This is a genomic window from Kribbella endophytica, assembly GCF_054781295.1.
On sequence record NZ_BAAGUR010000001.1, the window covers coordinates 1,567,538 to 1,579,656 of the forward strand.

9 protein-coding genes are annotated in these 12,119 nt (G+C 68.9%); 3 read left to right on the top strand and 6 right to left on the bottom strand.

Annotation, left to right across the window (positions count from 1 at the left end; all coding sequences use genetic code 11):
• Window positions 1–100: 100 nt before the first annotated feature.
• The gene (locus ACYVIO_RS07595; RefSeq protein ID WP_460649936.1) at window positions 101–3,397 is read left to right on the top strand and encodes a family 78 glycoside hydrolase catalytic domain; all 3,297 of its coding nucleotides are present in this window, start codon (window positions 101–103) and stop codon (window positions 3,395–3,397) included.
• An 87-nt stretch (window positions 3,398–3,484) separates the two neighbouring features.
• Window positions 3,485–4,126, top strand: coding sequence for a hypothetical protein (locus ACYVIO_RS07600; protein WP_460649937.1), 642 nt, complete (start codon window positions 3,485–3,487; stop codon window positions 4,124–4,126).
• A 1,023-nt stretch (window positions 4,127–5,149) separates the two neighbouring features.
• On the opposite strand, the gene ACYVIO_RS07605 is transcribed toward ACYVIO_RS07600, so the two are convergent.
• The 4 genes from ACYVIO_RS07605 to ilvA form a co-directional block, all read right to left on the bottom strand.
• A complete protein-coding gene (locus ACYVIO_RS07605) occupies window positions 5,150–5,818 on the bottom strand; it encodes a response regulator transcription factor (RefSeq protein WP_460649938.1) in 669 nt (222 codons plus the stop codon).
• Window positions 5,815–7,464 carry a sensor histidine kinase gene (locus tag ACYVIO_RS07610; RefSeq protein WP_460649939.1) on the bottom strand — a complete coding sequence of 550 codons (1,650 nt, stop codon included), beginning with the start codon at window positions 7,462–7,464 and terminating at the stop codon, window positions 5,815–5,817. The genes ACYVIO_RS07605 and ACYVIO_RS07610 overlap by 4 nt, the downstream gene beginning before the upstream one ends.
• Window positions 7,465–7,554: 90 nt before the next feature.
• Window positions 7,555–7,842: a hypothetical protein gene (locus tag ACYVIO_RS07615; protein ID WP_460649940.1), complete on the bottom strand. Its 288-nt coding sequence runs from the start codon at window positions 7,840–7,842 to the stop codon at window positions 7,555–7,557.
• 71 nt (window positions 7,843–7,913) lie between these two features.
• Window positions 7,914–9,188, bottom strand: coding sequence for a threonine ammonia-lyase IlvA (gene ilvA, locus ACYVIO_RS07620; protein WP_460649941.1), 1,275 nt, complete (start codon window positions 9,186–9,188; stop codon window positions 7,914–7,916).
• 231 nt (window positions 9,189–9,419) lie between these two features.
• Between ilvA and ACYVIO_RS07625 the strand changes: the two genes are divergently transcribed.
• A complete protein-coding gene (locus ACYVIO_RS07625; protein WP_460649942.1) occupies window positions 9,420–10,286 on the top strand; it encodes an HIRAN domain-containing protein in 867 nt (288 codons plus the stop codon).
• Window positions 10,287–10,350: 64 nt separating this feature from the next.
• On the opposite strand, the gene ACYVIO_RS07630 is transcribed toward ACYVIO_RS07625, so the two are convergent.
• A complete protein-coding gene (locus tag ACYVIO_RS07630) occupies window positions 10,351–11,097 on the bottom strand; it encodes an MBL fold metallo-hydrolase (RefSeq protein WP_460649943.1) in 747 nt (248 codons plus the stop codon).
• A 61-nt stretch (window positions 11,098–11,158) separates the two neighbouring features.
• The gene (locus tag ACYVIO_RS07635) at window positions 11,159–12,118 is read right to left on the bottom strand and encodes an acetylxylan esterase (RefSeq protein WP_460649944.1); all 960 of its coding nucleotides are present in this window, start codon (window positions 12,116–12,118) and stop codon (window positions 11,159–11,161) included.
• Window position 12,119: the final 1 nt, after the last annotated feature.

Genomic DNA, 12,119 nt, shown 5'->3' on the forward strand with positions numbered 1-12,119 from the left:
CGGGCCGACCGACCACGACCACGACCACGCACGACAGGCACCACGTACGACGCGCTTCATCTCCCCTGTAGATCGCCCCGTCTCTGTGAGGAGTTCGCCCATGTCGTTCCGCTCTCGGCTCGGCCCGCTGGTGGCTGCCGTGCTCTTGCTGACTCCGCTGGTTCCCGCGACCGGCTCCCCGCCCGACCCGAAAGGTGTCGCCATCCAGGTCCTGAACCTGAAGACCAACAACCTCACCAACCCGCTCGGCGTCCCCGGCACACCACCCCGCCTCAGCTGGCAGCTCGACGGCCAACGCCGCGGCATCACCCAGAGCCGCTACGAGATCCACGTGTCGAAGGAGTCAGCCACCAAGGCGGACACCACGGCCGACGAGGCCGCTATCCTCGATCGGGCCGAACGCGCCGATCAGGCCGACCTGCCCGTCGGAGTCGGCACCGCATCGGAGCAGGGTGGACGGCCGACCACCGTCTGGGACAGCGGCGTCGTCCGGTCCGGGCAGTCCGTCGAGGTCCCGTACGGCGGCCCGGCGCTGACCGCCTACACGGCGTACCGCTGGACTGTCCGAGTCTGGGACGAGCAGGGGCGCGCATCTGCCTGGTCTCCGGCTGCGACCTTCGAGACCGGGCCGCTGCAAGCGGCGGACTGGCAGGGTGACTGGATCGGCGCTGACAACCAGCCGGCGGACGAGTGGACCGATACGACGATCGACGCGGACGTGACCCTGGTGAAGGACGCACTCGGCGTCTTCTTCCGCGGCCGCGGCGGTCTTGGCTACATGTGGCAGCTCAACCAGCTCACTCCCGACAAGCCCCTGCTCCGCCCGCACGTCCGGCAACCCGGCGGCGGGTACGTTCTGCTCGGCGAGATCCCGCTCCCAGCGGGCACCGACCTCAGGCAGCAGCACCACCTGCGCATCACCACCGCCGGCCAAACGATCACGACCTGGCTCGACGACGTACAGATCGACACTCGTGAGCGCTCCGATCACAACGCACCTGGCGTCGTCGGCTTCCGCACGAACGGTGAGGAAGACGGCATCGTCCACAGCCTCAAGGTGACCGGCGCCGGCGGTGAGGTGCTCGTCGACACCAAGTTCCCCACCGGCGACCAGACCTTCCCGGACGGAACCGTCCGCCCGCAAGGCGGTCTGCAGGTCAAGGGCAACACCGACCTCTGGCTGCCCGGCAAACCGATTCCGGTGTTCCAGAAACAAATCTCCTTGCCCAAGGCAAAGAAAATCCAGAGTGCGCGGATCCACGCGGCAGCGCAGGGCATCTACGAGCTCAACCTCAACGGCCGCAAGGTCGGCGACCAGGAGCTGGCCCCGGGCTGGACCGACTACGCCCGCCGGATCCAGTCCCAGAGCTACGACGTCACCAAACTGCTGAAGTCCGGCGCGAACACCTTCGGCGCGGAGCTCGCCCCAGGCTGGTACGCGGGCAACCTGGCGATGTTCGGTGCGAACAAGTACGGCAGCGACACCGCGTTCATCGCCCAGCTCCGGATCACCTACACCGACGGTTCGAGCGACGTCTTTGCGACCGACTCCAGCTGGCAGACCGCGCCCGGCGCCGTACGGGTTGCCGATCTGCTCAACGGCGAGAGTCGCGATGCGCGGCGTACGACGTACGAGTGGACGCCGGTGCAGGTCCGGCCGAGTGCGACGAGCAAGCTGGTCCCGCAGACGGATCAACCGGTGCGAGTCACGCAACTCCTGAAGGCGAAGGCGATCCCGTCGCCCACGACCGGCGTGTACTTGTACGACCTCGGCCAGAACATGGTCGGCGTCTCCCGGCTGACGCTGCGGGGATCGCCGGGACAGACGGCCAAGATCCGGTACGGCGAGGTGCTCAACCCCGACGGCACGGTCTACACCGACAACCTGCGGTCGGCGAAGGCGACGGACCACTACACGTTCGCGACCAACCGGTTGGAGACGTACCAGCCGCGCTTCACCTTCCACGGCTTCCGCTACATCGAAGTCAGCGGTCTCGCGACGGCACCGCCGGCCAGCGCGATCGTCGGGGTCGTTCTCGGGACGGACGGCGAGCAGACCAACGAGTTCCGGACCAACTCGGCACTGGTGAACCAACTGCACAGCAACATCGTCTGGGGCCAGCGCGGCAACTTCCTGTCGATCCCGACGGACACTCCCGCGCGCGACGAGCGGATGGGGTGGACCGGCGACATCAACGTGTTCGCGCGGACCGCTGTCTACAACCTCGACTCACAGGCGTTCCTGACGAAGTGGCTGCAGGATCTGCGGGACACCCAGCGTGCCGACGGCGCGTACGCAAGTGTCGCGCCGACCGTGCCGAACGCGTTCGACGGCGGCATGGGCAACGCGGGCTGGGCAGACGCCGGGGTCAGCGTGCCGTGGACGCTGTGGCAGGCGTACGGCGACACGTCGGTGATCCGGCAGCACTACGACTCGATGGCGCGGTACGTCGACTACCTGGTCGCGAGTTCGAACGGGCTGATCCGGGGCGGCGGGGACTACGGCGACTGGCTGAACCTCGACGACCCGACTCCGGGCGAGCTGATCGGGACGTCGTTCGTCGCGAAGGGGGCTCGGCAGTTGAGCCAGATGGCGGCGGCGATCGGGAAGACGGCCGACGCGGCGAAGTACGAGCAGGTGTACGAGGACGTGCGGGCGGCGTTCGCCGGCCGGTTCGTCGCGGCGGACGGGAAGGTCGGGTCGGACAGTCAGACCGGGTACATCCTGGCGTTCACGAGCGATCTAGTACCGGACGATCGGATGACGGCGGCGGGCGAGCACTTCGCTGCGGCGATCCAGCGGCGGGACACGCATCTGTCGACCGGGTTCCTCGGGGTCGACGGGCTGCTGCCGGTGCTGACGAAGATCGGGCGCTCGGACCTGGCGTACAAGCTGCTGCAGAACACGTCGTACCCGTCGTGGGGCTACGAGATCGGCAAGGGCGCGACGACGATCTGGGAGCGGTGGAACTCGATCAACCCCGACGGGACGTTCAACGACGTGGGGATGAACTCGTTCAACCACTACGCGTACGGCGCTGTTGGCGAGTGGATGTATCGCACGCTGGCCGGCGTCTCGGCGGCGGAGCCCGGCTACCGCAAGGTGCTGATAGCGCCGACGCCAGGTGACGGGATCACGTCGGCGGAGCTCGAGCACCAGACGCCGTACGGGGTGGTCGGGAGTCGATGGAAGCAGGAGTCGGACGGGCGGTTCACGCTCGACGTACAGATTCCGGCTAACACGACGGCGACGGTGAAGCTGCCTGGGTCGGCGGATCGGGTGACCGAAGGTGGTCGCAGCCTGCGGCAGGCGTCGGGCGTCAGCGAGGTCGTTGACGGTGCCAGTACGACGGTGACTGTCGCCTCGGGCAACTACCGGTTCAGCGTCCGTCCCTGAGGGCTGCGGGCCGTGTCCAGGACGGTGGGTTAGTCCTGGGCACGGCCCGGGTACTAGTCACGGCGAATATCGAGCCGAGGAGGACAGATGGACGGAATGACCGTCCTGTGGATCGTCGTGGGCGTGGTCGTGGTGCTGATCCTGCTCGCGGTGTTCACTGGCGCCGCCAAGAAGTCGAACCAACGCAGTACCGAACAGGTCGCCAAGGAACACGAACTACAAACCCGAGCCACCACAGCCCAGCCACCCGAGCCCCACCCCGGGACGGCCCCCACGGACGAGCAGCAGGCCCAGCCTGGAACGGCCGCCACGGACGAGCAGCCGGCCCAAGCCGGAGTGCTCCCCGCGGACGAGCGGCCGGTCCCTGCGGACGAGCAGCCAGTCCAAGCCGGAGTGGTCCCCACGGACGAGTTGTCGGTCCCTGCGGTCGAGCAGCAGGGCCAGCCTGTGAAGCCGGATGCTGTACCGAGCGCTGAGCCGGGCCCTGCGACGACTCCTCACACGGCGACCTGGGGTGCCGACACGTCCGGCGGTCCAGGTCCGTCGGGTACGCCGAGTACGCCGAGTGCGCCGGTTGCGCCGGGTACGCCGGATACGCCGGGTGCTCAGACTCCGGCGCCGTCCGGCGATGTCGCGGCGGTTGTTGTCGACGAGGAAGGCGACGGTTGTCCTTCCGACATGGACTCCGAGCACTTCGGCGGCGTGCTGGACGGCCAGCGACCGCAATGAGCCAGGCGGAGCTATGGCGGATGAGAGTCCGAGGCCACCAGCTCCGCAGCGTTGAACTGCCTTCTGGCGGCAACTGACCAGAAGCGTGCCAGACATCGGTCCCGCCGGAGCAGGTCCACACGGGGTATCGACCGGAAGCGAACCCCACCTCCCGCGGGACCGATGCACGCCCGCCACAGCAACCCCGACGGCTGGGTCGACCCGGCCAAGGTCACTAGCGGCAGCAACCCTGACGGCTGGGTCGCCCCGGCCAAGGTCACCAGCCGGAGCTCGGTCCCAGCGGCTCCCACCGCCTGCCCCGCCCCGCCCACCTTCACCTGCTGCTCCAGGTTCCCCGCGCTTGTTCGGTCCCAGCCGTTCCCACCGCGCTGGCCCGTCCCCGGCCCACCTTCACCCGCTTGCTCTGGGTTCTCCGCGCTAGCTCGGTTCCAGGGCTCCCACCGCGCTGGCCCGTCCCCGTCCCACGTTCGCCCGCTGCTCTGGGTTCTCCGCGCTAGCTCGGTCCCAGCGGTTCCCACCGCCCTGCCCCGTCCCCGTCCCACGTTCGCCCGCTGCTCTGGGTTCTCCGCGCTAGCTCGGTCGCAGCGGTTCCCGCCGTCCTGCCCCGCTCCGCCCACCTTCACACCGGCTCACCTCATCCGTCCGCCGCTTGCTCGGCCGCTGCTCCCGGCTCCCCACGTTCGCCCGTTGCTCCAGGCTCCCCCACGCTTGCTTGGTCCCGGCGGCTCCACCGCCCTGGCCCGACCCCGCCCACCCTCGCCCGCTGCTCCAGGCTCCCCACGTTTATCGCCGCCGGCAGCGGCGGGAAGTTTCGGCAACGTCACCCGGCGGGACCGCGGCGACCAGCCATAAGCCGTGTGAGCAGGAGCGCGTGGGTGCAAGGTCTGCAGCGGCGCGGGGCGTGCGGAGGGGGTGGACGGTCGGCTGGGGTGCTGGGGTGCTGGGGTGCTGGGGTGCTGGGGTGCTGGGGTGCTGCGGGCGGCGGGACGCCGTCGGGCGGCTCGGGGATTTTTGGCAGATGGCTCAGTTGGTGCGGAGGCGGTAGCCCATGCCTCGGATGGTTTGGATTCGGTCTGGGCCTAGCTTTTTGCGGAGGTAGCGGATGTAGACGTCGACGACGTTGGAGCCTGGGTCGAAGTCGAAGCCCCAGACCTGCGACAGGAGCTGTTCGCGGGAGAGGACCTGGTCGGGGTGGCGGCAGAAGACCTCGGCGAGGAGGAACTCTCGGGCGGTGAGGTCGACGGTGGTTCCCTCGATGGAGGCTCGGCGGGTGCGGAGGTCGAGGCTGAGGTCGCCGACCTGGAGGATGGTCGCGTCCGCCGTACCGGAGCCGTCGCTGCGGAGGCGCAGGCGTACGCGGGCCAGGAGTTCCTCGAAGGCGAACGGTTTGGCGATGTAGTCGTCGGCGCCGCTCTCCAATCCGGCGACGGTGTCGCGGACGCTGTCGCGGGCGGTGAGGATGACGACCGGCATGCTCACCCGCGCCTCGCGGAGCCGGCGGAGGACGGTGAAACCGTCGACCTTCGGCAGGCCGATGTCGAGCAGGAGCAGGTCGTACGCGCCACTGACGGCTTCCTGGTACGCCGATTCGCCGTCGGCGACGACGGTGGTGATGAACCCGTTGCTGCGCAGCCCGCGTTCGACGAAGGAGGCGATCCGGTCCTCGTCCTCGGCGATCAGGATCCGGTTCATCGTGAACTCCCTTCAGTCGGTGTCAACGGCAGCACCAGCTCGAACCGCGCACCCCGGCGTACGGAGCCGTCGGTGCCGGATGCGCGGGACGGGACGTCGTCGGTCGTGGGTGCCGCACGATTGTCTTTGTCAGCAAGAAGGACGTCGCCGCCGTGGGCCTGGGCTATTGATCGGACGATGGCCAGGCCTAGCCCGGCACCGTCGGTGCGGACCTGGTCGTTGCCTCGGGCAAATCTTTCGAAGATCCGCTCGCGGTCCCCAGGCGCCACGCCCTCGCCGGAGTCGGCGACCCACAGGTGAACGTGAGTACCCGCAGGGCAGTCGCTGCGGGAGGAGTCGTCCGGGGCGTGCCCCGAGCGGGATGCCGAGACGGGCCTAGAGCGGGAGGTGGGCCCGGGCTCCGAGCGGGAAGCGGAGCCGGGCTCCGAGCGGGAGGCCGAGCCGGACCCGGAGCGGGAGGTCGAGCCCGCCCCGGAGCGCGAGCTGGACCCAGGGTCAGACATGTGGGGGCGCGCCGGCTCATGCACCCGGGAGCCCAGCGCGATGCGGTCGTCGGTTGTCGTGTGGCGGACGGCGTTGGAGACCAGTTGCATCAGGGCCTGGGTCAGGCGTTGGGGGTCGGCGATGATGGTGGTGTCGGTGGTTTCGTCGACGCGCCAGGTGCGGTCGGCCAGGGGGCGGGCCTTGGCGACGACCTCGATGACGAGTTCGGTGAGGTTGACCTCCTCCAGCTTGAGGAAGTCGGGGCGGTCGCTCTTGGCGAGGACCAGGAGGTCGTCGACCATGCGGTTCATGCGGGCCAGTTCGTCGAGGACCAGGGCGCGGGTCTCCTCGCGGTCGACGGGGTCGTCGCTCATCAGTTCGAGGTGTCCGCGAATGACCGTGATGGGGGTGCGCAGTTCGTGGCCGGCGTTGTCGACGAACTCGCGTTGGGCGACGAACGCGACCTCGAGGCGGTCGAGCATCGTGTTGAACGTGCGGGCCAGGTGCGAGACGTCATCGTTGCCTACGACATCGATTCTGCGGCGGAGGTCGGACTCGCCGATCTGCTCGGCGGTTGTCCGTACGGCGCGGATGGGCGCGAGGACGCGGCCGGTGACGATCCAGCACGCGCCGGCCGCCATCGCGAGCGTGACGAGGCCGATCAGGGCGAGCGCCTTCGTCGCGTCCTCGAGGGGTTGGGCGATCAGGTCGCGGAACTCGAGCATCACCAGCTGGCCACGCACCGGCTGCGAGCCGAACTGGACCGGGATGACGCCGTACCGGACTTTGCCGGCGGTGCTGTCCACCCACCCGTACTGCGGGGTGGTGCTGGACGCGATCCGTTGGACGAACGCGAGGTCGGTGTCGAGCCGCGCGGGTGGGGTGCCGAGGCTGCGGCGGGACGCGCGGCCGTCGATGATCGTGAAGAAGGCTTCGGAGGTGTCGGGGAGGTTGGTCTGCAGCCAGTGGTTGAGCAGCTTCTCCGGGGTGTTGAACGGAGCGGCGGTCGGCGAGCCGGCGTACGCGTGGAACTTGGCCGACTCGTGGGTCAGCTCGGCGTCGGCGGACGCGTCGGAGCGCGCCGACAGCAGCTGCCAGGTCAGAAAGACCACCGCGGCGACGGCGAGTGCGAGCACCGCCAGCATCCACCCGATGATCCGCACCCGAGCACTGACCCCACCCCGCCGCTGACGACGCCCGCGAGCTCCACCGGTCACATCACCCTCGCGCCGCCTCAGGAAGACCACCAGAGCTCAGTCATCGCCGTCCACGTCGTCGTCCAGATCGTCGTCGATGCCGTCGTCGTCCTGGTCGTCGTCATCGCCGGCGGTGCGCGGACTGCCCGGCGTCACCGGATCCGCACCGGGCTTCGACGGCGCGACAGTAGGCGTCCCAGACGGCGGCACGGACGAACCCGCAGGAACGACCACCGTGTCCCCGAGCCCAGGCGACGAACGCCCGCCCAGGTACTGGGTCAGCGCGAACCCGGCCACTGCCAGCACCACGGCAACAGCCAGGTAGATCAGGCGTGGAGATCGCATGTTCACAGCCTGCGATCCCTCCCGAAGAACCGCATGAGCCGAACATTACAGAACTCTCATCCAGCAGAGCCTCAGATCAGGAACCGGAACTCCGGCGATCCCGGATCGATCCGCTCGATCGTCAGCGGCGCCGCCTCCATCCGCTCCAGCAGCCCGGCCAGATCACCCGGCCGCCCGATCTCGATCCCGACCAGCGCGACCCCGGTTTCCCGGTTGTTCCGCTTCACGTACTCGAACAGCGTGATGTCGTCGTCCACCCCGAGCACCTGGTCGAGGAACTGCCGCAGCGCACCAGGCTCCTGCGGGAACGTCACGAGGAAGTAGTGCTTGAGCCCCTCGTGCACCAGCGACCGCTCGAGGATCTCGCCGTACCGGCTGACGTCGTTGTTCCCACCCGACAGCAGGCAAACAACCGTCTCGCCAGGCTGCACGACCACACCACCACGGCCCAGAGCAGCGGCCGACAAAGCCCCAGCAGGCTCGGCAATCAGGCCATCGGTCTGATACAGCTCGAGCATCTCCGAGCAGACCAGCCCCTCCGGCACCGACGTCATCTCAACCTGGGCAGCAGCCACCAGCGGCAGAGTGACAGCACCAACCCGCCGTACGGCGGCGCCGTCGACGAAGCTGTCCAGCTGCGCCAACGTCACCGGCTCACCCGCCGCCAACGCAGCAGCCATGCTCGCCGCACCCGCCGGCTCGACACCAACAATCCGTACGCCGGGATGCCGCTCGGCCAGGTACGTCGCAACACCCGCGATCAAACCGCCGCCACCAACAGGAACCACCAGTACGTCGGGCGCCTGACCGAGCTGCTCGACCAACTCAACAGCCACAGTCCCTTGCCCAGCAACGGTTCGCGGGTCGTCGAACGCCGGCACCAAGGTCGCTCCCGTGTCCGACGCCGACGCCAGCGCCGCGGCGGCCGCGTCGTCGTACGAGTCGCCGGTGATGATCACCTCGATCTGCGACCCACCGAGCGCGGCGATGCGATCGCGCTTCTGGCGCGGCGTCGTCCGCGGCACGTAGACGCGGCCGTGGACGCCGAGCGTGTGGCACGAGTACGCGAGCCCCTGGCCGTGGTTTCCCGCGGAGGCGCAGACGACGCCGGCCTTCTTCTCCGCGTCGGACAACTGGGCGATCAGGTTGTAGGCACCGCGCAGCTTGTACGACCGGCCGATCTGCAGGTCCTCGCGCTTCAGCCAGACGTCGGCGCCGGTGCGTGCGGAGAGTCGCGGGTTGCGTTGCAGGGGAGTGCGAATCGCGACGCCGTCGAGCCGGCCGACGGCCTGCTCCACAGTGGTTGCGTCGACGATCGATCGAGCGACTGTTTCACTGCCCTGCATGACGTTCCTTCCCGTGCATCTGCACGTGATTCTCCATTTTTCCCGCAGCACAAGACGGCCTGAGTCCACACTACGGACGAGCGGACACCGTTGAGTTTCAGGTCCGTTTTTCATGCGTGAAAAGGGGTTCGGCTGGGCAGTCTAGTTCTCATACGCTCACTCGGTGTAACGGCCAGGGGTCTGGACGGGATGAGCCGAGTAAACCGGTCAACGGGGACTGGAGGGCAACGCATGGAACTGAATCCGTTCAGTCTGTGGGGAGACGCCCTGTGGTGTGGTCAGGAAGTCGTGCGGGAAGCCCCGCACGAGCAGGCGATTCGTGGCCTGTTTCCCGATCCCATCCCAGCGCGAGGAGCAGACCTGGACACCGCCGCGGATCTCGTCCCGGAACCGCACAACCGCTTCGACCCGCGCTCGATCGCTGTTCGGGTGCAGGGCAAGGTGGTCGGCTACCTGCCGAGGGACGATGCGCACCGGTACCACCCGGTGCTGTCAGAACTGGTGGCGCAGGGCCTGCAACCGCAGGTCCCTTGCCACCTGTGGGTCAGTGAGTGGGAACCGGCGGACTGGGAAGGCAAGGGCGACCAGGGCACCGAGTTCCACGCCAGTGTGGCGGTCGCACTGGGCCAGCCGCACATGCTGGTCCCGGTCAACCTGCCACCGCCCGGGAGCTACCACGTGCTGCCGCCCGGCAGCGGGATCGTGGTCCCGGGCAGCGAGGTGCATCCGGACGTGCTGGCACCGTTCTTCCGGCCGGAAGGCGAGTGCTGGGCGTACGGCACGATGCATGCCGTCGAGGAGGACGACGGCATCAACGACCGGCACCGGATGGTGGTCGAGGTCCGGCTGGACGACGAAGCGGTGGGCCGGCTCAGTCCGCGGCTCAGTGCGGAGTACCTGCCGGCCATCCACTACCTCGCCGACATGCGGGCGGAGACGGCCGCCCGGGTCGCCGTACGCGGCGACCGATTCGCCTCGGAGGTGATCCTCTACGCGGCCCGGAGTCACGACCTGCCGGCCACCTGGCCGGACGGTCTGACCCGATCCCCAGTCGCTTCCCCTACCTGGCACTACTGGGCCGGCAAGGAGGCGAACTGACCGACGACCAACGGCGGACGCGCAGTACTCACCAATCAGTCAGGTGGTGGCGGGTGCTGCGGGTCTACCAGGGGTCCAAGGTCTGACCGACCTCCGCACACACTGTGGGGCCGCCGAAAACCTCGGCGGCCCTCGCAGTGGCGTCTGCTGGGCGCAGCGACGGACCGACGTGCGTCACGACCAGCCGCCGTACGCCGGTACGCCGGGCAAGCGCTCCGGCCTGCTCGGGTGTGTGGTGCACAACGGTCTCCTCGCCGGAGTCCGCCTCACACAGCAGCAGGTCCACACCGGTGGCCAAATCGTCCAGAGCTGGGCAGGGCGCGCAGTCCCCGGAGTACGCCAACGACCTGCCCTCAGCAGAGGCCCGCAGCCCGTAGGCGTCGCAGCCGTGCTCCACTGCCCGGCTCAAGAGATCCAACGAGCCCAGCTCCACAGAGAGCCCGTCGCTGAGCTCCCGCAGCTCCAGTACGTCGCTGACGAACCCGGCGTCCTCCTGCTCGAAGAACCCGGCCAGCCGCTTCCCCAACGCAGCAGGCGCGTAGACCGGCAACGGCCGAGCCAGCGGCGGCAACAGTCCGTACGCCAAGGCGTAGTAGGCGTTCAGCAGGTCGCCCACGTGATCCAGGTGCAGGTGCGAGATCCACACCGCGTCCAGCTGGTCCAGCGTGGTGTGCCGGAGCAGCTCGGCCAACGAGCCTGGGCCTGCGTCGACCCACACCTGGGCACCGCCGCCCGCCAGCAGGTAGCCCGAGCAGGGCCGGTCCGGCAGGGGATAAGGCGCAGCGGTGCCGAGAACGGTCAGGGCGGTCATCGTCGGCCGGCCGCGTTGGCGGCGGCCGAGGGGATGGCGGCCCGTCGCCAGGCCTTGGTGCTCAGAGCTTGGCGCCGATCAGCTGGTAGATGTCGTCGTGCGCACCCGGCAGGTCGTCGTGGCCGAGGTCCGGATAGGTCCGGATCTCCTTCGCGCCGGCCAGCTTGTTGTAGATCGCGTACTGCGTGGAGGGCGGGCAGACCTGGTCCTCGAGGCCGGTGAACAGCGTGACCTCGGCCTGGATCCGCGGCGCCAGGTTCTGGACGTCGATGTAGCCGAGGGTCGTGAAGACCTCCTGCTCGCGCAGGTGCCGCGGGTCGCGCTTCTTGAACCAGGTGGTGATCTCGTCGTACGGGCCGCGCTCCAGGTTGAGCTCCCAGGCGCGCTGGTAGTCGGTGAGGAACGGGTACACGCTGGCGGCGTACTTGATCTCCGGGGTGAGCGCGGCGCAGACGAGCGTCAGGCCGCCGCCCTGGCTCCAGCCCGTGGCCGCGACGCGTGAGGCGTCGACGTCGGGCAGCGCGCGGATGAGGTCGGCCAGCCGGCGGGTGTCGAGGAACACGTGCTTGTAGAGCAGGCTGTCCGGCCCGCCGTCGAGCCCGTGGACCAGGTGGTTCTGCAGGCTGAAGCTGTTCGGCTCCTGGGACTGGGTGCGGAAGCCGACCTGCTCACGCACGTCCAGCGCCGCGACGGTGAACCCACGCGCGGCGTACGGCAGCAGGTCGACCCAGCGCGGCTGCTCGCCGCCGTACCCGTGGAACATCAGTACGGCGGGTCCGGTCGGCTGCTGCGGCCGGATCACCTTGGCGTGCACGCGGTACCCGCCGGTGCCGTTGAAGTACAGGTGCTGGGCGGTCGCGGTGGTCAGCGGGAAGTCGGTCGCGTCGACGAACGACTCCTCGGCGTCGATCCCGGCCAGCTCGGCCAGGGACTTCTCCCAGAACTGGTCGAAGTCGTCCGGGCGCGGATTGGTGCCCTGGTAGACGCTCAGTTCCTCCGCAGACAGCTCGAACGACAGCACG

Excerpts from the sequence above, each read along its gene's own strand:
- ACYVIO_RS07630 (WP_460649943.1), bottom strand. The coding sequence starts at position 11,097 with ATGACCGCCCTGACCGTTCTCGGCACCGCTGCGCCTTATCCCCTGCCG.
- ACYVIO_RS07615 (WP_460649940.1), bottom strand. The coding sequence starts at position 7,842 with ATGCGATCTCCACGCCTGATCTACCTGGCTGTTGCCGTGGTGCTGGCA.
- ACYVIO_RS07625 (WP_460649942.1), top strand. The coding sequence starts at position 9,420 with ATGGAACTGAATCCGTTCAGTCTGTGGGGAGACGCCCTGTGGTGTGGT.
- ACYVIO_RS07595 (WP_460649936.1), top strand. The coding sequence starts at position 101 with ATGTCGTTCCGCTCTCGGCTCGGCCCGCTGGTGGCTGCCGTGCTCTTG.
- ACYVIO_RS07605 (WP_460649938.1), bottom strand. The coding sequence starts at position 5,818 with ATGAACCGGATCCTGATCGCCGAGGACGAGGACCGGATCGCCTCCTTC.
- ACYVIO_RS07600 (WP_460649937.1), top strand. The coding sequence starts at position 3,485 with ATGGACGGAATGACCGTCCTGTGGATCGTCGTGGGCGTGGTCGTGGTG.
- ilvA (WP_460649941.1), bottom strand. The coding sequence starts at position 9,188 with ATGCAGGGCAGTGAAACAGTCGCTCGATCGATCGTCGACGCAACCACT.